The sequence below is a fragment of the Streptomyces sp. NPDC059957 genome (assembly GCF_042730015.1).
In the GTDB taxonomy this organism is placed as follows: Bacteria; Actinomycetota; Actinomycetes; order Streptomycetales; family Streptomycetaceae; genus Streptomyces.
Map to the genome: position 1 here is coordinate 70,969 of NZ_JBHWMB010000013.1, position 22,137 is coordinate 93,105.

Below are 22,137 nucleotides of genomic sequence, written 5' to 3' on the forward strand. Positions count from 1 at the left end.
CATATGCGTGAGGGACACTTAACCATTGCGTCTTGCCGCGAGCATGGCACCCCACCCGGCAGGGCCGGGTCGGCCACGCACGCAGGCGAATCAACGCAGTCTCGAAGCAATCAAGCTGCTGAAGCTGATCATGGAGGAGCAGGACGTGGAGTTCGACGTCACCATCGAGATCCCCAAGGGTTCGCGGAACAAGTACGAGGTGGACCACGAGACCGGCCGGATCCGTCTGGACCGTCGCCTCTTCACCTCGACCAGCTACCCGGCCGACTACGGCTTCGTCGAGAACACCCTCGGCGAGGACGGCGACCCGCTGGACGCGCTGGTCATCCTTGACGAGCCGACCTTCCCGGGCTGCCTGATCAAGTGCCGCGCGATCGGCATGTTCAACATGACCGACGAGGCGGGCGGCGACGCCAAGCTGCTGTGCGTGCCGGCCTCCGACCCGCGTGTGGAGCACCTGCGCGACATCCACCACGTGTCCGAGTTCGACCGCCTGGAGATCCAGCACTTCTTCGAGGTCTACAAGGACCTGGAGCCGGGCAAGTCGGTCGAGGGCGCGAACTGGGTCGGCCGTACCGAGGCCGAGGCCGAGATCGAGGCCTCGTTCAAGCGCCTCGAGGCCCAGGGCGGCCACCACTGAGCTCCGCTCGGTAACGGGCTGACGGGATGCCCCGTCGGCCCCCTGTGACACCGCGGGCGGTACCCCTTGAACGGGGTGCCGCCCGTCGTCGTGTCCGGGTGCGGTGCGGATGCGGGTGCGGGGCGGGTGCGGGTGCGTTTCCCAGGGGCGCCGCCCCCGGACCCCCGCGCCTCAAACGCCGGCGGGGCTGGATTTGAAAGATCGTTGGTCGGGCTGAAAGTTCAGCTGCGGGGCAGATTCCTGTTTCGCCGTGGATGGAAGGGTTCCGCATACTGATACCGGCTGGGTCGGGGACTGGAGGACGCGTGGCGGAAGGCGAAGGATCCGGGACCGAGGACCGGAAGCCGAAGTCGGACGAGGCGCACAGCGCCTTCTCCGTGCCGGACGGGGTCGGGGTGGACCCGGAGGTGACCGAGGAGGACCAGCCGACCTCGGAGTTCGCCGTCCCCGACGGGCTCGCGTCGGTGCCCGTGGACCCCGATGGGCCGGCGTCCGCGTTCGCCATGCCGCACACCTACAGCGCCGCCCACTCCCCGCCGGCCTACACCGGCCCTCCGGGCTTCCCCGTCACCCGGTTGAAAGAGTCCCCCTGGCAGGACCGCATGCGCACGGTGCTGCGCATGCCGGTCGACATCCGGCCGGTGCCGGAGCCCTCGCAGCGGCTGGCCGCGGAGACCGGGCCGGCCGTGGGGCGCGTGCTCGACCTGACGCTGCGCATCGGCGAGCTGTTGCTCTCGGGCGGCGAGGGCGCCGAGGACGTGGAGGCCGCGATGTTCGCCGTGGCCCGCAGCTACGGCCTGGACCGATGCGAGCCCACCGTCACCTTCACCCTGCTGTCGATCACCCACCAGCCCTCCCTGGTGGACGACCCGGTGTCGGCGAACCGCACCGTCCGGCGCCGCGGCACGGACTACACCCGGCTCTCGGCCGTGTTCGCCCTCGTCAACGACATCACCGCGCACGAGGTCGAGATCTCGCTGGAGGACGCCTACCGCCGGCTCGCCGAGATCCGCCGCAACCGGCACCCGTACCCCGGCTGGGTTCTCACCGGGGCCGCCGGCCTGCTCGCCGGCGCGGCCTCCACGCTGGTCGGCGGTGGCGTGCTGGTGTTCTTCGCAGCCGCACTCGGGGCGGTGCTCGGCGACCGGCTGGCCTGGCTGTGCGCCGGGCGCGGGCTGCCGGAGTTCTACCAGTTCGTGGTCGCGGCGATGCCGCCGGCCGCGATGGGCGTGGCCCTGAAGATGACCGACCTCGACGTGCGCTCCTCGGCCGTCATCACCGGTGGGCTGTTCGCCCTGCTGCCGGGGCGGGCCCTGGTCGCGGCCGTGCAGGACGGTCTGACCGGCTACTACATCACCGCCTCCGCCCGGCTGCTGGAGGTGATGTACCTCTTCATCGGCATCATCATGGGCGTCCTGGTGGTGCTCTACGTCGGCGTCCAGTTCGGCTCCAATCCGCAGCCGGAGGACATCCTGCAGATCGAGCAGCGGCCGCTGCTCCAGATCGCCGCCTCGATGGTCCTGGTGTTCACGTTCGCGATCCTGCTCCAGCAGGAACGTTCCACCGTGTGGTTCGTGACGCTGAACGGCGGGATCGCCTGGGTGATCTACGGGGCCCTGCACTACGCCGCCAAGATGCCGCCGGTGCCGTCCACCGCGATCGCCGCCGGACTGGTCGGCCTCTTCGGGCAGCTCCTCGCCCGGCACCGGTTCTCCTCGGCCCTGCCCTTCGTCACGGCCGCCATCGGCCCGCTGCTGCCCGGCTCGGCCACGTACTACGGGCTGCTGCTGATCGCCGAGAACCGGCTGAACGAGGGGCTGGGCTCGCTGACGAACGCCGCGGCCATCGCGCTGGCCATCGCGATCGGCGTCAACCTCGGCTCGGAGACGTCCCGCCTGTTCATGCGCATCCCCGGCGCGGCCAGTGCGGCCAAGCGCGGCGCGGCGAAGCGCACCCGCGGGTTCTAGGGGGCTGCACGACGGGCCCCGGAACGCCGATGCCCCGCCGACCGGGGCTACCGGTCGGCGGGGCATCGTACGAGGCTTCGGGCGGGTCCTAGCGCTTCGCGTGGCGGCCGCTGCGCTGGCCCGGGGCCTGCGGGTCCTCGCCGGCGCCGGGCTCGGTGCCTGCGGCCGCCGCCTTCTTCTGCTTGCGGGACTTCAGCACCTCGAAGATCACCGGGATGACCGAGATCAGGACGATGCCGATGAAGATCGGCTCGACGTTGTTCTTGATGACCTCGAACTGGCCGAGCTGGTAGCCCAGGATCGTGACGCCCGCGCCCCACAGGACGCCGCCGATGATGTTGAACGTCAGGAAGGTGCGGTACTTCATCGCGGTGGCACCCGCGACCATCGGCGCGAAGGTGCGGATGATCGGCACGAAGCGCGCGAGCACGATGGCCTTGGGGCCGTGCTTCTCCATGAACTCGTGCGCCGCGTCGAGGTTCTCGCGCTTGAAGAGCTTGGAGTTCGGCTTGTTGAAGATCTTCGGGCCGAAGACCTTGCCGATCATGTATCCGACCTGGTCACCGATGATCGCGGCGATCACGATCAGGGTGCACACCAGCCACAGCGGCTGGCTGACGGCGCCGCTCGCGACGAACAGGCCCATCGTGAAGAGCAAGGAGTCGCCGGGCAGGAAGGCGAAGAGCCCCGATTCGGCGAACACGATGATCAGGGTGCCGACCAGGCCGAATTGCCCGATCAGGTACTCCGGGGAGATCCACTCGGGGCCGAGCGCAAGCGTATTCACGGGTTCCGGGCTCTCCTGGATCAGGTGGGGGTGTCCGTCCAATTATGAACGCACACCGCCCCCGCCTGGTTCCAGGGGACCGGCGCTACGACTTGCGGACCGCGTTGGCCAGGATCGCGTCCCGGACGAACACCGCGAGTCCGGGCCGCACGGCCTCGTAGTACGCCGTGAACCGCTCGTCCGCGACGTACATCTCGCCGAGGCCGGTGTGGATCTCGTACGTGCAGAAGTAGTAGCTGCCGTTGATCCAGCCGCGGTGCTCCTCGGCCAGGTCCATGGCCTGCTCGGACTCCGCGGACGCCCCGGCGTCCAGCAGGGCGGCGAACCGCCGGTTGATGTCCTCGGCGAGGGCCTGGATCCGCAGCCAGTCCTCCTTGGTGTACGAGGCGGTCCGGCGGGCGGACTCCCGGTACGTGTCGCCCCAGCGGCGCTCGGCCTCCTCGGCGTGCCCCTCGGGATCGAAATCCCCGAAGACCTCGAACTTCTCCTCGGGCGTGAGGTTGATGCCCATCTTCTTCGCCTCCATGGCGTGCTCGACGGCCGCGGCCATCTGCTGGAGCCGGGCGATCCGGTCGGTCAGGAGGGCGTGCTGCCGGCGCAGGTGCTCCCTGGGGTCCGATTCCGGGTCGTCCAGCAGGACCGCGACCTCTTCGAGCGGAAAGCCGAGCTCCCGGTAGAACAGGACCCGCTGCAGCCGGTCGAGGTCGGCGTCGTCGTACCGCCGGTGTCCCGCATGGCTGCGGCCGCTCGGGGAGAGCAGCCCGATCTCGTCGTAGTGGTGCAGCGTGCGCACCGTGACTCCGGCGAATCCGGCGACCTGGCCCACGGAGTAGCCCATCGCTTTCCGCTCCTCTTCTCGGGTACGCGTCCAGCCTGGTCCCTCACGCCACGTGAGGTGCAAGTCCCGGTGCCGAGGGCCCCGCCTCCTGCGCCTACTCCGCGGGCCGGCTCCGGCCGGAGGCCAGGGCCACCAGCTCGAAGGCCGTCTTGCCGTCGAGGGACTCGCGGATGACGTCCGCGTGGCCGGCGTGCCGGGCGTCCTCCTCGACCAGGTGCAGGAGCAGCCAGCGCATGGAGACCTTGCCGTCCTTGGGGAACCAGGGCGCCGGGGGCAGCGGGAAGGTGTCGTCCATGCTCGGGACCGAGGCGATGAACTCCGCGAGCTCCGCCGAGACCCCGTCCCAGAAGGCGAGGATCTCCTCGACGGACTCGCCGTCGAGGAGCTTGAAGCTGTCGCCCCAGGTCTCCTGGGTGCGCTCCCGCTCGTTGACCCGCTGCTGCGCCATGCGCAGCCAGTTCAGCTCGCACTCGGCGACGTGCTTGAGCAGCCCGCCCAGCGACAGCTCGCTCGCGCTGGGGCGGCTCGCGGCCTGCTCGGGGGTCAGGCCGAGGACCGAACGGCGCAGGGCCCCGCGCTGGGCCTCCACGAAGCTCAGGAGCGCGCCGCGCTCGTCGCCGTACGACTCCGCCGGGACGTGAGTGACCATGCTGACCTACCGCCTTCGTGGTGGGGCTCCTGCTGACAAGAACCACACTACGAACCCTTGCGGTCAGTTCCTGTCCGCAATCCCCGGATTCCTCGGAATCCCCCGAATCACTGGTTTTCCTGGCGGACCGGCGGGAGTTCCTTCTGCGGCTTGGGCAGCAGGGCCTTCTTCAGGTCCTGGGCGCCCTTCGCGTCGAGGCCGTACATCGCCTCGTAGATCTTGCGGACGGCCGGTCCCGAGGCTCCGGAGCCGGTGCCGCCCTGGGAGATGGTCATGACGATCGCGTAGTCCTCGGTGTAGGAGGCGAACCACGAGGTGGTCTGCTTGCCCTGGACCTCGGCCGTACCGGTCTTCGCGTGCATCGGGATCTGCTTCTGCGGCCAGCCGCCGAACCGCCAGGCCGCGCTGCCGGTGGTGGCCACGTCGGCGAGGGCGCCGTCGATGTCCTTGCGGAGCTTGGCGTTCATGGGGAGCTTGCCCTGTTCCTTCGGGGCGATCTCCCGCACCGAGGTACCGTCGGCGCTGACCACGGCCTTGCCGATGCTGGGCTGGTGCAGGGTGCCGCCGTTGGCGATGGCGGCGTAGACGGAGGCCATCTGGATCGGGGTGACGAGGGTGTCGCCCTGGCCGATGGAGTAGTTGATCGCGTCGCCCTCGCGGAGCTGGTTGCCCTGGCGGCAGTTCTCGTAGGCGATCTTCTCGGCGTACGAGCCGTTCTTCTTGCCGTCGCGGCACCAGGCGGACTTGTTCGCCTCGAAGAAGTCCTTCTTCCACTGGCGGTCGGGGACCCGGCCCGGGACCTCGCTGGGCAGGTCGATGCCGGTGCGCTTGCCGAGGCCGAACTCGTGGGCGGTCTTGAAGAACCAGTCGCCGGGCTTGGCCTTGGGCTTGATGCCGCCGTCCTTCTTCCACTCCTGGTCGGCGATGGCGTAGTAGACGGTGTCGCAGGAGACTTCCAGGGCCTTGCCGATGGTGATGTTGCCGTAGCCCTGGGACTCGAAGTTGGTGAAGACCTGGCTGCCGACCGAGTACGAGCTCGGGCAGCCGTAGAGCCGGTTGAAGGGGTAGCCCGCGTTGACCGCGGCCGTCGAGGAGACCACCTTGAAGATCGAGCCGGGGGCCGCCTGGCCCTGGATGGCGCGGTTCAGCAGCGGGTAGTTCGATTCCTTGTCGGTGAGGGAGGCGTAGTCCTTCGCGGAGATCCCGCCGACCCAGGCGTTCGGGTCGTACGTCGGGTTGGACGCCATCGCGACGACCCGGCCGGTCTTGGCCTCCATGACCACGACGGCGCCCGAGTCGGCCTCGTAGTGGCGGCCCGTGTTGTTCTTGTCGATGCCCTTGCGGGCCTCGATCATCGCGCTGTTCAGTTCGCGCTCGGCCACGGCCTGCACGCGCGAGTCGATCGAGGTCACGATGTTGGCGCCCGGCTGCGGCTTGTCGCTCGTGCCCTCGCCGATGATCCGGCCGAGGTTGTCCACCTCGTAGCGGGTGATGCCCGCCTTGCCGCGCAGGTCCTTGTCGTAGGTGCGCTCCAGGCCGCTGCGGCCCACCTGGTCGGAGCGCAGGTACGGCGAGTCGGAGCCCTTCGCCTTGGTGATCTCCTCGTCGGTCACCGGGGAGAGGTAGCCGAGCACCTGGGAGGTGTTGGCGCCGTCGGGGCCGGCGTAGCGGCGCAGGGCGGTGGGCTCGGCGGTGATGCCGGGGAACTGCTCGGCGTGCTCCCGGATCTCCAGGACCTGGTCGGTCGTCGCCTCGTCGGTGATGGGGATGGGCTGGTACGGGGAGCCGTTCCAGCAGGGCTTGGGGGTCTTGGAGTCGCACAGCCGGACGCCATTGACCACTTCCTCGGGGTCCAGGCCCAGGACCCCGGCGAGCTCGGTGAGGACGCCCTTGCCGCGGTCCTTCATCTTGGAGAGCTCGGTGCGGCTGGCGGAGACCACCATGCGGGTCTCGTTGTCGGCGAGCGGGATCCCGCGGGAGTCGAGGATCGAACCGCGCACGGCGGGCTGGACCACCTGCTGGGTGTGGTTGTTCTTCGCCTCGTCCGTGTACTCCTGGCCGTTGCGTATCTGCAGGTACCACAGACGCCCGCCGAGGGTCAGCAGCAGCGAGAACACCACGATCTGGATCATGACGAGCCGGTTCTGGACCCGGGGTGTGCGCCCGGTCTCCGGTATGTTGCTCAACTCGGCTCTCCCCCGGACTGGTCCTCGCCTGACCCGCCCGAGTCTAGGGGGCCCCGGGGACTAGAAAGGGAACTGCGTCCGGCCGTGCTGGACCGAGATCCATTTCTGGGTGGTGAAGGCCTCGACGGTGGCCTCGCCGTTGAGGCGGCCCATGCCGGAGGCCTTCTCCCCGCCGAACGCCGCCAGCGGCTCGTCGCCGATGGTGGAGTCGTTGACGTGGATCATGCCGGTCTCGATGCGCTGCGCGAAGCGGACCCCGCGCTCCACGTCCCGGGTGTGGACGGCGCCGCTGAGTCCGTACGGGGTCGCGTTGGTGAGGCGCACGGCCTCGTCCTCGCCGTCGAAGACGACGAGGAGGGCGACGGGGCCGAATATCTCCTGGCCGAGCAGCGGGGAGTCCTCGGGGAGCCCGGCGAGCACGGTCGGCTCGACCAGGTTGCCGCGCGTGGAGCCGCGTACGAGCGCCTGCGCACCGGATTCGACGGCGCGGTCGACGAGCGCGGTGAGGGCGTCGGCCTGGAAGGAGTTGATCAGCGGGCCGATGTGGGTGTCGGCGTCGTGCGGGTCGCCGGTCTTCAGGGCGCGCACGCGGGTGGTGAACTTCTCGGTGAACTCCTCGGCGACCGAGGCGTCGACCAGGATCCGGTTGGCGGCCATGCAGACCTGGCCCTGGTAGACGAAGCGGCTGAAGACGGCGGCGTCCACCGCGTAGTCGAGGTCGGCGTCGTCGAGGACGACGAGCGCGCTGTTGCCGCTCAGTTCCAGGACGGTCCGCTTGAAGTGGCGGGCGGCGACCGCGCCTACGTGCCGGCCGACCCGGTCGGAGCCGGCGAAGGAGATGACCTTGGGGACGGAGTGGGTCAGGAGCGCGTCGCCTATTTCGGCTATGTCGGTGACCAGGACGTTGAGCAGGCCGGCCGGCAGGCCCGCCTCCTCGAAGATCTTGGCGATGACCCCGCCGCCGACGACGGGCGCGTTCTGGTTGGGCTTGATGACGACGGCGTTGCCGAGGGCCAGGGCGGGGGCGACCGACTTCAGCGTCACCAGGAAGGGGAAGTTGAAGGGGCTGATCACGGCGACGACCCCGACGGGCAGGCGCTGGACCCGGTTCTCCTTGCCCTCCACCGGCGAGGGCAGGATGCGCCCCTCGGGCCGGACGGCCAGCTGCATGGCCTCGCGGATGAACTCCTTGGCGAGGTAGACCTCGTACTCGGCCTTGGGACGGGTCCCGCCGAGCTCGTCGATCATCGCCTCGACGATCTCCTTCTCGCGCTCCTCGGTGATCCGCAGGGCGCGTTCCAGGACGGCTCGTCTGGTGTAGGGGCTGGTGGCGGCCCAGTCCTTCTGGGCCCGCTCGGCGGCCCGGTAGGCCTGGTCGACCTGCTCGACGGTGGCCACGGTGATGGCCGCGAGCTTCTCCCCGTTGTACGGGTTGACGTCGATGATGTCCCACGACCCGGTCCCGGCCAGCCATTCGCCGTCGATGTACTGGTGAGCCAGGTCCTCGAATATGGACATGCCATCCCTTACGTCGAACGCGCTTCCTTGCGCTGCACCGGGGCCCCAGTTGCCGTCTGCGTCATCTGGGCCATCTGGGTCATCGTCATGCTCCGATCAGGCGTCACGGTCTGATCGGACGTCATAGTACGTGTGAATCAAGACAGTTGGAGAAGGCCGCGCAAGAGATCCCGGGTCTTGTCGGGGTCCGGGCAGTCGTTCTGGAGACGCAGCATCGCCCGCTCGTACTGCCCCACTTCCTCGTCTTTGTCGAGGTAGAGGGCGCTGGTGAGCTGTTCCAGATAGACGACGTCCTGGAGGTCGGACTCGGGGAAGCGCAGCAGGGTGAAGGCGCCGCTCTCGCCGGCGTGACCGCCGAAGGAGAAGGGCATGACCTGCAGGTGCACGTTCGGCCGCTGCGAGATCTCGATGAGGTGCTCCAGCTGACCGCGCATCACGTCCCGGTCGCCGTACGGGCGGCGCAGCGCGGCCTCGTCGAGGACGGCGTGGAAGACGGGGGCGTTCTCGGAGACCAGTACCTTCTGGCGCTCCAGGCGCAGTGCGACCCGGCGGTCGATCTCGGCGCGGCCGGCGCCGGGCATGCCGCGGCTGACCACGGCCTGGGCGTAGGCCTCGGTCTGCAACAGGCCGTGCACGAACTGGACTTCGTAGATGCGGATGAGGGAGGCGGCGCCTTCCAGACCCACGTACGTCTGGAACCAGCCCGGCAGGACATCGCCGTAGCTGTGCCACCAGCCGGCCACGTTGGCCTCGCGGACCAGTCCCAGGAGGGACTCCCGCTCCGCGCCGTCCGTGACCCCGTAGAGCGTGAGGAGGTCCTCTACGTCTCTGGCCTTGAAGCTCACCCTTCCCAACTCCAAGCGACTGATCTTCGATTCGGATGCGCGGATCGAGTAACCGGCCGCCTCACGGGTGATGCCGCGGGATTCTCGGAGTCGCCTGAGCTGGGAGCCCAGGAGGATGCGGCGCACCACAGAACCACTGGCTTCTGCGGTCACGAGTCCTGCCCCTCCCCATGCGTGGATGGATACGTACGCCAGACGCGCGTGTGGCTGCGCGTCCGGCTGCGTCGCAGGGGCCCCCGTGCCCCTCAAAGCCCGCAGTCTGCCACCAAAACGCATCTGTCCGTACTCGTTCTGTAACGGATTTGGCCTCGCTGTAAAAGAAGTCCGTAAGTATGCGTAGGAAGAAATGAGCAAGAACCGTCACGGGACCGGACAGGTCCGGCGCGTGCACGTGCATCTGCCCTTGCATCCGGCTCGGTCATTCGGAACCATGGTCCCGCGCACCTGCGTGCCCCGCAGTTCTTTCGAATCCCGGGAGTGCCTCGCATGGGGACGAATGGATCGACCATGCTCGAGCCGTTACGGCAGGGGCTTCCCCCGGTCGACCCCACGGCTGTCTCCGGGTCCGCGTCCTGCGCCCTCCCCGCCCGCCTCGAAGCGGTGCGCGGTGCACGCACCTTCACCCGTTCCACCCTTGCCCAGTGGGGCCTCGACGACCGGTTCGACGACGTGGCACTGGTCGTCTCCGAACTCGTCACCAACGCGCTGCGCCACGCCCTCCCGGACGACTGCCCGCCCGCCCCGGGCGAGAGCGAGCCGCCGGTGCGCCTGCACCTGATGCGGTGGAGCACCCGACTGGTGTGTGCGGTGCGGGACCCCAGCGAGGACCGGCCCGGCGGGAACTTCGCGCCGGAGGCGACGGAGCGCAACTGCGACCTGGAGTCGGGACGCGGGCTCTTCCTCGTCGACTCCTACAGCGACAGCTGGGGCTGGCATCCGCTCGCGGGGCGGCTGACCGGCAAGGTGGTCTGGGCGCTGTTCACGCTCCAGGACTGAATCACCGCACAAGCACCGCACAAGCACCGCACAAGCACCACAGATACGACAAGCGGCCGGGATTGATCATGGCGATCAATCCCGGCCGCTGCACGTGCATGGCTGATCTTGGGCTGGTCTTCAGCCGATCAGGTGGTCGAACTCGCCGTCCTTGACACCCAGCAGCAGCGCTTCTATCTCGGCCGGCGTGTACACGAGTGCCGGTCCGTCCGGAAACCGCGAGTTGCGCATGGCAACGTCGCCTCCGGGCAGTTTCGCGAACTCCACACAGGAACCTTGCGAGTTGCTGTGTCTGCTCTTCTGCCAGGTCACCCCGTCAAGCTCTGCAGCTGCCATCCCGTTGTACGCGTGGTCCACAGGAAGCCCCCGATAGTGCAGATGTCAACTGCACCGGATCATAGCTGTGTTCATGAACGCCTGCATGGGCAGATGCACGTGCACGAACGGAAGGCAAAGCACCACTAAGGGTGACGACCTTCCCCGGACTCGGGGCGCGGAGGGGTCCGCAGGGCGTCGGAGACCTCCTCCAGGGAGTCCAGCAGCTGCCGCGCCGCACCGCGCAGCACGCCCGGGTCGGGGGCGTCCCCGTCGGCCAGGGCCGTGCGGACCCCCTCCCAGTCGGGCACCCGGCGCTCCCGCACCGCCTTGGCGCCCGCCTCCGTCGCCTCGCGCAACGCACGGGCCAGCTCGGCCGCGCCCGGGACCGGGGGCCGGGAGCGGTCCGGGAAGTGCGCCTCCAGCAGCATCGCGTGGCGGCCCATCGCGGCCAGGGCCCGGCCCGCGTCCTCGGCGGCCTCCCCGGAGATCCCGCGGTGGCGCACCGGCTCCCCCGCGGCCCGGCCCACCGCGTCCTGCCAGGCGACCCGGGCGTCGCGCACCGCCAGCAGGGCTTCGCGCACGTCCTGGCGCCGGGCTCCGGCCGGGTCGGCGTACTGCCCGAGCACGGCTGCCGCGTACCGCCCGTTGGCCTCCACCCAGTCCGCCAGCCGGGTCCGCAGGCGCGGGGTCTCCCAGGCCGGGTAGACGGCGTAGGCGATCATCGCGAGGACCCCGCCGACCAGGGTGAGGGTGACGCGGTCCGGCACGGTCTGGTCCCAGCGCAGGCCGCCCATGCCGAGCAGGAACACCACGTAGGCGGAGACGAAGACCATCGAGACGGCGTACCCGGTGCGCATGAAGGTGTACATCAGGCCCGCGCTGACGACGGCGAGCAGCCCGGACACGTACATCCCCGGGTGTGCGAGCTGGACCACCGCCGTGGCGAGGGCGACCCCTACCAGGGTGCCGCCGAAGCGGGCGACCGCCCGGGTGTAGGTCTGCGTGAAATCGGGCCGCATGACCATGACGGAGGTCATCGGGGCCCAGTAGGCGTGGCCGAGCGGCAGCGCGTGGCCGATGCCGTAGCCCGCGCAGGCCACGGCGGTGACCCGCACGGCGTGCCGCAGGATCGGCGACCCGGGGCGCAGTTCGGCCCGTACGGCGGCCAGCGCCATCGGCGCGAGCGCCCGCAGGGTGGGCCGCAGCATCGACTCCCCGGGATCGGCGGTGCGCCCGGAGCCCGGCTCGGCGGTGTCGAGTACGCCGTCCAGCAGGGCGGCGAGCCTGTGCGCGGCGCGCAGCGCGGGGCCCTGGAGGAGGTCGGCGGTATCGGGGGCCTTGAGTACGGCCAGGGCCGGGCCGGGTAGCCGTACCGCCTCACCGCGCCGGATCGCGGACGCGGCGGCGTCCAGCACCGACCCGGCCGCTGCGAGCAGTTCCCGTGCCCGGTCCCGCGCCGGGCCCTCGGCCGGAGCCCCGACCGCCGGGTCGGCCAGCAGGGCCAGCACCGGCCGGATCCGCTCCGCGATCCCCCGTGCGCCGTGCAGCTCGGCGGGGCGGCGGCGGGCCTGGCGCGCCGTCACCGTCGCGGCGTCGCGCGCCCTCATCAGCGGCTGCGGGTCGAAGGAGGCGACCGGGTCCTGGCGCAGGCGGCGCGCGTAGTCCGCCTCGGCGGCGAGGGCGTCGGCCAGGGCGTCGCGCTGCGCGCCCCACCGCCGGATGGGGAAGAGGACGATCAGCAGGGCCTGCACCACCCCGCCGGCGGCGATCATCGCGGCGTGCCCGGCGGCCTGGGGCACGGAGGTGGGCAGGGTGACGGTGACCAGCATGATCGCCACGTTGCCGGAGGCGATCATGCCGGCGGTGGGGCCCGCCGCCCACATCAGGCCCGCCGCGAAGCTCCACACGGCGAGCAGCAGGAGGAAGGCCAGGGTGTGCGAGGACCCTACGAGGTAGCCGATGAAGGTGGACACGGCCAGGGTCAGGCCGGCGGCGAGCGCGAGGACGGGGCGGGGCCGCCAGCTCTTCTGGAAGGTGGCGACGGCCGCCATGTACGCGCCGAAGGCGGAACTGGCGGCCGAGCCGGGGCCGAGGAAGGCGAGGCCGGCGCCGATGACGATGGCGAGCCCGACCGCTGCGCGGAGCGCGACGAGGGGTTGCAGGCGGGTCCGCTCGACCCGCAGCCCGGACCGGGCGGTGTCCTTCAGCGCCCGGACCCAGCTCATGGCTCCGAGCGTAGCCGCGGGCCGGGCGGAACCCGGGAGCCCGCGCCCGGCCGGCCTCCGCGTCGGATCCCGGCCCCGGGCCCGTGCCGCTGCACGGGGCGAAGCCCCCACAGCCACCTTTCCCGCTGCGCGGGGCAGAGTCCCCGCCGCACCCCCACCGCTGCGCGGGGCACACTCCCCGCCGCACCCCCACCGCTGCGCGGGCAAAGTCCCCGCCGCAGCCCTCACCGCTGCGCGGGTCAGAGTCCCCTACCCGCCCTTCGCCCGTTCCCCGGGGCTGCGCCCCGGACCCCCTGGGGCTCCGCCCCAGACCCCGCGCCTCAAACGCCGGCGAGGCTGGAGGTATCCAGCCCGTCCGGCGTTTGAGGACCGGGTCCGGGCAGAGCCCGGGGAACGGCGGAAGGGCGGGTAGGGGACAGCCCCCGCAGGGCGGCCTGGGCGCAGCCCAGGCCAGCGCTCCCGCAGGGGGCCAGGGGCACAGCCCTGGGCGGCGCTCCCGCAGGGGGCCAGGGGCACAGCCCAGGCCGGCGCTCCCGCAAGGGGGCCGGGGGCGTAGCCCTGGGCGGCGTCCCCGTGAGGGGGTCGGGTTACGGGCGGAGCGAGGGGCGGGCGGCGTTCGCCACGTGCGCCCGGTCGGCGGCGGCCGTGCCGTCCTCCCACCCCGCGAGGTCGGTCGCTCCGCGCAGCCGGGTCGTCGTGGTCCGGGGGAACATCTCCTCGGCCCGCGAGGTGACGGCCACGTCCCGGGCGACCAGGGCCGGCAGGTTGTCGGGGGCCTCGGCCACGGTGTCGGCCACCGTGTGCTCCGCCGTCTCGGCGAGGCGCTGGCCGAGCCGGCTCGCGTAGGCCAGGAGGAACGACTGCCGGAAGGTCTTGGTGCGCTTGCGCCCGCCCGCCCGCTGCCCGGCCTCCGCACGGGTCATGGCGGCGGTGCCCTGGACCAGCAGGGAGGTGTACAGCAGCTCCACCGCCTCCAGGTCGCTCTCGAAGCCGACGACGGTGGAGAACTCGTAGGCGCTGTTCCACACGGACCGGCAGCGGTTCGCGCTCGCCACAGCGTCGAGCAGTACCGCCTTCGCCTCCTCGTACGGGGCCTCGACCCCGATCCGGCAGGCGCCGGGTATCTGCGCCGAGCCGGACTTCACCGCGAGCAGGGCCGCGTCCACGGTGTGCCGGGCCATGAGTTCCTGCGCCTTGGCGCTGAGCGCCTCCGCCTCCTCCGGGAAGGTGGTCGCCTCGGCCTTCGCGAGCAGCGCCCGGATCCGGCCGAGCATGCGGGGCTCGATGTGCGCGTGTTCGAGTACGTCGGCGGGGTCCCCGGGCAGCGGTCCGACCGGCTCGATGGACGGCAGCCGGATCAGCAGCCGGAACACCTCCAGGACGGCCCCGGCCAGGCTGAAGCGGTCGGTGCGCTCCCGCTGGACCAGCCGCTCCCCGTACTGGGGGTCGTCCCCCCACCACACCTCGGCCTCGGTCCACCGCTCGGGCAGCCGCGCGTACCGCCGGGCTTCGGCGGCGATCAGGTCCTCGGTGATCCGCAGGTGCGGCTGCTCCAGGTCCCGGCGTACGAGCCGCAGCACGTCGGCCGGCCGCCACCCGCGTTCCCAGGCCTGGCGCACGTACTCCTCCCCGCGCGCGAGCAGCGCCTGCCCGACCCCGCCCCACCGGTCCCCCTCGGCGACGAGCACCGACGCCCCGGCGTCCAGCCCGGCGTCGTCCTGGTTGTACAGCGCGGCCTCGCAGGCCCGGTCGACTATGTCTCTCACTGCTTCAGCTTGGCATGCCCGCCCGTCCACCCCGTCCGGCGTGTGAGGGCCGAGCTCCGGGGTCCGGGGCGGAGCCCCGGGGGGGGCCGGGCACAGCCCGGCGCCCCTCCAGCCCGTCCGGCGCTTGAGGACCGGGGTCCGGGGCAGCGCCCGGGGAACGGTGGAAGGGCGGGTAGGGGACTCCGCCCCGCGCAGCGGCAAGGATCGCGGCGGGAACCCCGGCCCACACAGCGACACGCACACCTGTGCGAGCGCGCCGCGGATCGGCGCTGTCGGACCCCGGTGGGACACTCGCACTCATGAGCGAGCACGCCCCTCGGTGGGCCCTGGCCGAGGACGGCGACGGCCGCTGGCACGCCGCGCCCCTGAACGGCCCGGACGGGCCCACGGGCGGAGCCCGGGTCACCACGACCGACCCCGCCGAGGCGATCCGCGCCGCCCCCGCCGGCACCCGCTGGGTCTGGCGCTCCACCCAGGCCGTCTACCCCCGGCTCCTCGCCGCCGGCGCCCGCGTGGACCGCTGCCACGACATCGAGGACGCCGAGCTGCTCCTGCTCGCCCACGAGGGCCGTCTCGGCGAACCCCGTTCGGCCGCAGCGGCATGGGCCCGTCTGACGAACGCCCCCGTGCCGCCCGATCCCCCGCAGCGCGCGGCGGAGCCCGGCAGCCAGCACTCGCTCTTCGACCCCCAGCCCGCCCCCGTACCGCTCGACGCCCTCGTCGCCGTCCACGCCGACCAGGCGAAACGGCTCGACGCCACCGCCCACCCCGACCGGATGCGGCTGCTCGTGGCCTCCGAGTCGGCGGCCTTCCTCGTGGCCGCCGAGATGAACCGCGCGGGCCTGCCCTGGCGGGCCGACGTCCACCGGGCGCTGCTGACCGAGCTGCTCGGCGAGCGGTACGCGGGCCGCGGCCAGCCCCGCCGGCTCGCGGAGCTGGCCGACGAGGTCTCGGCCGCGTTCGGGCGGCGCGTACGGCCCGAGCTGGCCGCCGATGTCATCAAGGCCTTCGCGGAGGCCGGGATCAAGCTCAAGTCCACCCGCCGCTGGGAGATCCAGGACCTGGAACACCCCGCGGTGGAGCCCCTGCTCGCGTTCAAGAAGCTGTACCGGATCTACACCGCCCACGGCTGGTCCTGGCTCGCGGACTGGGTCCACGACGGCCGCTTCCGCCCCGAGTTCATCCCCGGCGGCACCTACACCGGCCGCTGGGTCACCAACGGCGGCGGGGCCCTGCAGATCCCCAAGGTGATCCGCCGGGCGGTCGTCGCCGACCCCGGCTGGCGGCTCGTGGTGGCCGACGCCGACCAGATGGAGCCCCGGGTGCTCGCCGCGATCTCCCGCGACCCCGCCTTCATGGAGGTGGCCGGCCGCCCCGAGGACCTGTACACGTCCATCTCCCGCCAGGGCTTCGCCGGCGACCGCGACATGGCGAAGATCGCCGTCCTCGGCGCGGTGTACGGGCAGACCTCCGGGGACGGCCTGAAGAACCTGGCCGCGCTGCGCCGCCGCTTCCCCCGGGCCGTGGCCTACGTGGACGACGCCGCGAAGGCGGGCGAGGAGGGGCGGCTCGTACGGACCTGGCTGGGCCGGACCTGCCCGCCCGCGGCCGATCCGGAGGAGGCCGAGGAGGCCCCCGACGGCTACGTCCCGAGCTACGCCTCCACCGACGCCCGGGCGCGCGGCCGCTTCACCCGCAACTTCGTCGTGCAGGGCAGCGCCGCGGACTGGGCGCTGCTCCTGCTCGCCGCGCTGCGCCGGTCCCTCGCGGAGGCGGGGATGCGGGCCGAGCTGGTCTTCTTCCAGCACGACGAGGTCATCGTCCACTGCCCCGAGGAGGAGGCGCAGGCCGTGGCGGCGGCGATCCGCGAGGCGGGCGAACTGGCCGGCCGCATCACCTTCGGCGACACCCCGGTCCGCTTCCCCTTCAGCACGGCGGTGGTCGAGTGCTACGCGGACGCCAAATAGCCCGCCAAACAGCCCGCCGAATAGCACGCTGACCAGCCCGCTCCTACAGCCCGTACTCCGCGGCCCACTTCGAGCTCGTCGCGAGCTCCGTCATCCGCTCCACCGTCAGCACCGGCTCCTTGCGGGTCGCCGCCGAGGACTGGCTCTCGGCGTTGAAGGAGGACACGATCACCCGGGCCCCGTTCGGCAGCAGCGCCTCGGCGCTCCACCAGAGCACGCCCTTCCCGCCCTTCTCCCCCGGCTGCTTGCGCGTCAGGAACTTCGTCCCGTTCGGCAGCGTCTGCGCGGACTCGAACAGCTCGTCCCACATCCCCGGGCGCTTCGCGCTGTCCGGCTGGATCTGGAGGCTGACCAGCGACTTGCCCTTGCCGTCGTCGAGCACCAGGTAGCCCAGGTCGGACCCGTCCTCGTCCCGGCGCACGACCGAGAGCCCGTCCTTCTTCAGCATCCCGTCCAGGATGTCCACGGCCTTCATCCCCGTGCGGGCGGGGTCCCGCTGCGATGACTGGCCGGCGGCGGGCAGGTCGTTCAGGGCGGGGTGCCACAGCGGGGACGTGACGAGCGCCTTGAGCTGCGCGAGCGTCAGCGGCGGCGTCGGGCGGGAGACGGGCGCGCCCTTCTGTTCCTCGGCGTTCCACTCCTGGGCGTCCACGAGGAACCCCTGGGGGGTCACGACCGTGGCGCGCCAGCACTTCGTGTCCTCACGGCGGTCGGGGTACTCGTACCCCTTGATGAGCAGCAGCCGGGAGCCGTCCGGGAGCTTCTCCGAGCTGCAACTGTCGTACTTCACATTGACCTTGGCGGGGCACGCCAGCATGTCGTCCGCCATCTCGCCCTTGGGGTCCACCCGGCTGAGGCTGAAGCCGATGCGGCCCTTGCCCTCGCCGTCCTCGAAGACTCCGGTCACCGCGGGGCCGCCCACCCGGCCGGCCGTGCCCCGCGACTCGATCCTGCTGAGCCGGCCCTGCGGCAGCAGCTGCTTGAACACCCCGGCCATCTCCTCGGCGGAGACGGCCCCGCTGCCGACGCGGTCCATGCCCGGCGGCGGCGTCTGGGGCGCGGGCGGCTCCGGCGAGTTCGCGACGACTTCGCCCCGGTCGCCTCCGCCGCCCGGGCCGAACAGCCCGTTCGCGTAGGCCCCGAAGGAGCCGATCAGGGCCAGGGCGAGCGCCGAGCCGCCGGCCACGGCGGCCCGGCGACGGGCCACCATCCGCCGCCCGCGCCGCTCCCCGGCGTCCACGAGGTCGCGGCCCTCGGCCGTGAAGCCTTCACCCGTACGCCGGAGGGCTTCGCCGAGCTCATCGTCAAAGGGCATGCGGAATCAAGCCTTCCGTTCACAGTGATCGTGGAATGAGGAGAAGCAGAGAGAAAGGAGAGAGAGGAGGGAGAGGAGAGAAGGAAGAGGGGCGTACACGCGGGCGAGGGGCTCAGCGCCCCGCGAACTCCGCCAGCGAGCCGCCCAGTTGCTCCCGCAGCCGGGTCAGTGCTCGCGAACTGCGGGTCCGTACCGCCGCCGAGCTGACGTTCATCGCGTCGGCGGTCTCCTCAACGCTGCGGTCCTCCCAGTACCGCAGCACCAGGACCGCCCGGTCCTTCGGTGCCAGCCGCCCCAGCGCCTCCAGCAGCGTGAGCCGCAGCGCGGGATCACCGCCGGCCGGCGCGCCCGTGTCGGGGAACTCCCCGACCGGACGCTCCCCCGCCGACCGGCGGCGCTGGTGCGTCAGGAAGGTGCGCACCAGCACGGTTTGCGCGTAGGCCGCCGGATTGTCTATCCGGGCGACGTGCCCCCAGAGCAGGTACATCCGCCCGAGGGTCTCCTGGACGAGATCCTCCGCGAGGTGGGTGTCACCGCTCGTCAGCAGACAGGCCGACCGGTACAAATGCGCCGATCTGCCCATCGCGAACTCACGGAACCCATCTCTGCGTCCGTACCCCATCCGCTCCCCCTCGCGTCCGTCTCACCCCAATGACGCGACGGAGGCCGGGAATGTTTCAGTCGATCTCAAACTGATGCGGACCCGGTCTCCGCCCCGCTCGCGGACCCGGTCTCGGAGAGGTCGTGGAAGTACATGTGGAACTCCTCCCGGACGAACCCCTCCGCCTCGTACAGCCCCTGCGCGACGAGGTTGTCGTACGCCGTCTCCAGCTGCACGCCCGAGACCCCGGCCTCCCGCGCCCTGCGCAGCACCTCGCGCAGCAGCGCGCGGCCCGCGCCCGTACGACGGCCGGCGGGGGCCACGTACAGGTCGTTCAGCAGCCACGCGGGCTTCATGGCCAGCGAGGAGATCATCGAGTAGACCTGGGTGAAGCCGACCGTGCCCTCGCCGGGGACCTCGGCGAGCAGGACGAAGGAATCCCCGGCTGCCAGCCGCTCCGCCAGGAAGGCGCGCGGACGCTCCGGGTCCACGATCTCCACCTCGTAGAACTCCAGGTAGCCGCGGAACAGCTCGGCGGCGGTGTCCAGATCCGCCTCGCCCGCCTCCCGCAGGACCACCTTGCCCGGCTCTCCCGCCCCCAGGACTTCGCCCTGCGTCGTCCGACCGTTCATACAGCTCTCCCTCGTCCACTCCCGCGCGCCGATGCCATTGTGCGCGGGGGCTCCCCGTCCACCTGCGTCGCCCTACGCTACGGCCGGCCCGGCAGGGGACCGGCCCCGGCTGCCGGCACGGGACGAGGCCGCCGGCCGACCGTGTGGTCAGCGGCCAGCGGTCAGTGGTCAGTGGTCAGTGGTCAGTGGTCAGTGGTCATCGTCCCCGGTGACGGGCTGGGCCGGCAGGGTGTAGACGTGCTGCGGGGTCACGACCTTGGTGATGGCCTCGCCGAACAGCGTGCTCGGCTCCTCCCCCTCGGCCGAGATGTCGGTGTTGAGCAGCACCACCAGGGTGGCCTTCGACTGCGCGTCGTAGACGGCGAGGGTCTGGTAGCCCGGGATGGAGCCGTTGTGCCCGATCCACCCCTGGACGTTGAAGATCCCCAGTCCGTAGCCGGTGCCCGGCAGGGCCGGTACGACATCGAGGCGCTCGGCCTGGGTGGCGGGGGTGAGCAGCTCGCCCGTGGCCAGCACCTTGGCCCATCTCCGCAGGTCCGGGAGGTCGGAGATCATCGCTCCGGCGGCCCAGCCCCAGGAGGGGTTCCAGTCGGCCGCGTCCTCGGTCTTCCCCGAGGCCGTCTGGTCCGTGTAGCCCTGGGCGTGCGGGGCCGGGAACTCGGCGCCGGTCGGGAAGAGGGTGTTCTTCAGCCCGGCGGGCTCGATGACCTCCTCGGTGATGTAGTCGGCGAGGGTCTGCCCGCTGATCTTCTCCACGACGAGCCCGATGAGGATCAGGTTGGTGTTGCAGTAGGAGAACTCGGCGTTCGGCTCGAAGAGGACCGGGTGCTTGAAGGAGTAGTCGAGCAGTTCCTGCGGGGTGAAGGGCCGCTGGGGATCGCTGGTCAGCGCCTTGAAGAAGTCCTCGTCGGCCGAGTAGTTGAACAGTCCGCTGCGCATGCCCGCCAGCTCGCGCAGCGTGATGCGGTCGCCGTTGGGGACGCCCTCGATGTACTTGCCGATGGGGTCGTCCAGCCCGATCTTGCCCTCGTCGACCAGCTTCAGCATCGCGGTCACGGTGAAGGTCTTGGTCTCGCTGCCGATCCGCATGTTGAGGCCGTCGGTCATGGACTCCCCGGTGGCCTTGTCCGCCACGCCGAAGGCCCGTACGTACTCGCCCTTGCCCGGCGCCGACAGGGCCACTTGGACCCCGGGCACCTTGGCCTCGTCCATCACCTTCCGGATGGCGTCGTCCAACTGCCGCGCCACGGCGGGGGTGAGCTGCGGAAAATCGTCGGTGACGGCCGGACTGCTCGCCGCCGTTGGTGTCGGTGCGTCCACCGCGTACCCGACACCGGCCCCCACGGGCACCATCAGGAGCCCCACTGCGGCCGCTCCCACAGCCGCCCTGCGCAACCGTGTCGTGCTCACCCGTCCAACGTAGCCCCGGGCTGGGGGCCGGGCGACCGGAAGGGCCGGTACGGGCTCAATGGGCCCGGTAGGCCCGCAGGAAGGCGCCCACACCGCCCGCGATCAGGCGGTCGGTCTGCTCCTCGGGCAGGGGCACGACCCCGTAGTGCGACAGCTGCCAGATGGTGTGCGAGGTCAGCGCCATGAAGTGGGCGCCGGCCAGCATCGCGTCGCCGCGCACGTCGATCAGCCCGGCGGCCTCGAGGCCCTCCAGCGCGTCCGCGAGCGCGCGGGACACCGGGCCGGGACCGGCGTTCACCCAGGCTTCCAGCACCTCGGACGGCACGTGGTCGGCCTCGGCGTGGATGTGGCGGACGAGCGCGAAGTGGTCGGCGTAGTCGGTGAGGAGCCCGATGACCCGGTGGGCGAAGTCGACGAGGTCCCGCTCCAGGTCCTCGGGGCGGGGCGGGCGTTCGGGGTTCAGGACGGCTTCGATCTGGGCGATCTGGGCGTCGCGCACCTGTCCCGCGGTCCAGGTGACGGTGGCGGCGAAGAGCGTCGCCTTGCCGCCCGGGAAGTGGTTGTAGAGCGTGCGGGTCGAGACGCCGGCCGCGGCGGCGAGCCCGTCGACCGTGGCCCGGGCGTAGCCCTCGCGGCCGAAGACCCCGCAGGACGCGCTCGCGATGGCGAGCTGCTTCTCCAGCTTCCTGGCGGTGGTTCCGGTGCTCACTTCGCCTCCACAGAGAAAGTACAACGATCGTTGCATTTCTTACAACGCTCGTTGTACTTTACCGGAGGAGCGGCCGTACCGAACGGCCGCCCCGCCAACGAGGGGGACCCTGCCATGCCCGACACCACTTCCGACACCACTTCCGACACCGCTTCCTCCACCGCTCACGAGGACGCACCGCTGCGCGTCGCCGTCATCCTCGGCAGCGTGCGCGAGGGCCGTCAGGGCCCCGCCGTCGCCGACTGGTTCCTCGGGGTCGCGAGCACCCTCGGCGGCCTCGACCTCGACCTCATCGACCTCGCCGACGTCGACCTGCCGCTGGTCATGCCCGGCTGGGGCGGCACCCCGGACGCGAGGGCGGCCGCCGCCCTCGCGGAGGTCAGCCCGCGGCTGGCCGCCGCCGAGGCCTTCGTCGTCGTGACCCCCGAGTACAACCACAGCTTCCCGGCCGTGCTGAAGAACCTCATCGACTGGCACCGCGAGGAATGGCACGCCAAGCCCGCCGGCTTCGTCTCCTACGGCGGTCTCGGCGGCGGCCTGCGCGCCGTCGAGCAGCTCCGGCTGGTCTTCGCCGAGCTGCACGCCGTGACCGTCCGCGACTCCGTCAGCCTGCACGGGCCCTGGTCCGGGCTCGGCCCGGACGGCGTCCCGCGCGACACCGCCGTGGCCGAGGGCGCGGTCAAGGGCATGGTCGGCCAGCTGGCCTGGTGGGGCCGCGCGCTGCGCGACGCCCGCGCGAGCCGCCCGTACCAGGGCTGAGGGGCGGCA

19 protein-coding genes are annotated in these 22,137 nt (G+C 71.5%); 5 read left to right on the top strand and 14 right to left on the bottom strand.

Features of this window, described 5'->3' with window-relative positions; translation table 11 throughout:
• Positions 1–145: 145 nt before the first annotated feature.
• The gene (locus ACFWBW_RS11565) at positions 146–640 is read left to right on the top strand and encodes an inorganic diphosphatase (RefSeq protein WP_030756147.1); all 495 of its coding nucleotides are present in this window, start codon (positions 146–148) and stop codon (positions 638–640) included.
• 254 nt (positions 641–894) lie between these two features.
• A complete protein-coding gene (locus ACFWBW_RS11570) occupies positions 895–2,607 on the top strand; it encodes a threonine/serine exporter ThrE family protein (RefSeq protein WP_385370664.1) in 1,713 nt (570 codons plus the stop codon).
• Positions 2,608–2,695: 88 nt separating this feature from the next.
• Here ACFWBW_RS11570 and ACFWBW_RS11575 read toward each other — a convergent pair whose 3' ends face one another.
• The 6 genes from ACFWBW_RS11575 to ACFWBW_RS11600 all read right to left on the bottom strand — a co-directional run bounded on the left by ACFWBW_RS11575 (position 2,696) and on the right by ACFWBW_RS11600 (position 9,559).
• On the bottom strand, positions 2,696–3,394 hold the full coding sequence (locus ACFWBW_RS11575) for a DedA family protein (RefSeq protein WP_385370666.1): 699 nt from the start codon (positions 3,392–3,394) through the stop codon (positions 2,696–2,698).
• Between the two features lie 85 nt (positions 3,395–3,479).
• Complete coding sequence (locus tag ACFWBW_RS11580) at positions 3,480–4,232, bottom strand: MerR family transcriptional regulator (RefSeq protein ID WP_385370668.1); 753 nt, start codon at positions 4,230–4,232, stop codon at positions 3,480–3,482.
• Positions 4,233–4,326: 94 nt separating this feature from the next.
• On the bottom strand, positions 4,327–4,881 hold the full coding sequence (locus tag ACFWBW_RS11585) for a DinB family protein (protein ID WP_385370670.1): 555 nt from the start codon (positions 4,879–4,881) through the stop codon (positions 4,327–4,329).
• 107 nt (positions 4,882–4,988) lie between these two features.
• Entirely contained in the window at positions 4,989–7,067 is a 2,079-nt protein-coding gene (gene mrdA, locus ACFWBW_RS11590; RefSeq protein ID WP_385370671.1) for a penicillin-binding protein 2, read from the bottom strand.
• 60 nt (positions 7,068–7,127) lie between these two features.
• Positions 7,128–8,585, bottom strand: a complete 1,458-nt coding sequence (locus ACFWBW_RS11595; protein ID WP_385370673.1) for an aldehyde dehydrogenase family protein — start codon at positions 8,583–8,585, stop codon at positions 7,128–7,130.
• 137 nt (positions 8,586–8,722) lie between these two features.
• Entirely contained in the window at positions 8,723–9,559 is an 837-nt protein-coding gene (locus tag ACFWBW_RS11600; protein WP_385370812.1) for a helix-turn-helix domain-containing protein, read from the bottom strand.
• Between the two features lie 378 nt (positions 9,560–9,937).
• Here ACFWBW_RS11600 and ACFWBW_RS11605 point away from each other — a divergent pair, with 378 nt between their 5' ends.
• On the top strand, positions 9,938–10,426 hold the full coding sequence (locus ACFWBW_RS11605; protein WP_385370674.1) for an ATP-binding protein: 489 nt from the start codon (positions 9,938–9,940) through the stop codon (positions 10,424–10,426).
• A 120-nt stretch (positions 10,427–10,546) separates the two neighbouring features.
• On the opposite strand, the gene ACFWBW_RS11610 is transcribed toward ACFWBW_RS11605, so the two are convergent.
• The 3 genes from ACFWBW_RS11610 to ACFWBW_RS11620 form a co-directional block, all read right to left on the bottom strand.
• Positions 10,547–10,783, bottom strand: coding sequence for a DUF397 domain-containing protein (locus ACFWBW_RS11610; RefSeq protein WP_215011402.1), 237 nt, complete (start codon positions 10,781–10,783; stop codon positions 10,547–10,549).
• 104 nt (positions 10,784–10,887) lie between these two features.
• Positions 10,888–12,969 (bottom strand): FUSC family protein, encoded by a 2,082-nt coding sequence (locus ACFWBW_RS11615; protein ID WP_385370676.1) that lies wholly within the window; start codon positions 12,967–12,969, stop codon positions 10,888–10,890.
• 587 nt (positions 12,970–13,556) lie between these two features.
• Positions 13,557–14,735 (bottom strand): DUF2786 domain-containing protein, encoded by a 1,179-nt coding sequence (locus tag ACFWBW_RS11620; protein ID WP_385370678.1) that lies wholly within the window; start codon positions 14,733–14,735, stop codon positions 13,557–13,559.
• Between the two features lie 299 nt (positions 14,736–15,034).
• Here ACFWBW_RS11620 and ACFWBW_RS11625 point away from each other — a divergent pair, with 299 nt between their 5' ends.
• Positions 15,035–16,702, top strand: coding sequence for a bifunctional 3'-5' exonuclease/DNA polymerase (locus ACFWBW_RS11625; RefSeq protein ID WP_385370680.1), 1,668 nt, complete (start codon positions 15,035–15,037; stop codon positions 16,700–16,702).
• 43 nt (positions 16,703–16,745) lie between these two features.
• Here the strand turns inward: ACFWBW_RS11625 and ACFWBW_RS11630 are convergent, their stop codons facing one another.
• The 5 genes from ACFWBW_RS11630 to ACFWBW_RS11650 all read right to left on the bottom strand — a co-directional run bounded on the left by ACFWBW_RS11630 (position 16,746) and on the right by ACFWBW_RS11650 (position 21,369).
• Positions 16,746–18,017, bottom strand: coding sequence for a hypothetical protein (locus ACFWBW_RS11630; protein WP_385370682.1), 1,272 nt, complete (start codon positions 18,015–18,017; stop codon positions 16,746–16,748).
• A gap of 112 nt (positions 18,018–18,129) precedes the next feature.
• Complete coding sequence (locus ACFWBW_RS11635) at positions 18,130–18,639, bottom strand: SigE family RNA polymerase sigma factor (protein WP_385370684.1); 510 nt, start codon at positions 18,637–18,639, stop codon at positions 18,130–18,132.
• A gap of 65 nt (positions 18,640–18,704) precedes the next feature.
• The gene (locus ACFWBW_RS11640; protein ID WP_385370686.1) at positions 18,705–19,250 is read right to left on the bottom strand and encodes a GNAT family N-acetyltransferase; all 546 of its coding nucleotides are present in this window, start codon (positions 19,248–19,250) and stop codon (positions 18,705–18,707) included.
• 189 nt (positions 19,251–19,439) lie between these two features.
• Positions 19,440–20,603, bottom strand: coding sequence for a serine hydrolase domain-containing protein (locus ACFWBW_RS11645; protein ID WP_385370814.1), 1,164 nt, complete (start codon positions 20,601–20,603; stop codon positions 19,440–19,442).
• A 112-nt stretch (positions 20,604–20,715) separates the two neighbouring features.
• Positions 20,716–21,369, bottom strand: coding sequence for a TetR/AcrR family transcriptional regulator (locus ACFWBW_RS11650; RefSeq protein WP_385370688.1), 654 nt, complete (start codon positions 21,367–21,369; stop codon positions 20,716–20,718).
• Between the two features lie 114 nt (positions 21,370–21,483).
• Between ACFWBW_RS11650 and ACFWBW_RS11655 the strand changes: the two genes are divergently transcribed.
• A complete protein-coding gene (locus ACFWBW_RS11655; RefSeq protein WP_385370690.1) occupies positions 21,484–22,128 on the top strand; it encodes an NADPH-dependent FMN reductase in 645 nt (214 codons plus the stop codon).
• Positions 22,129–22,137: the final 9 nt, after the last annotated feature.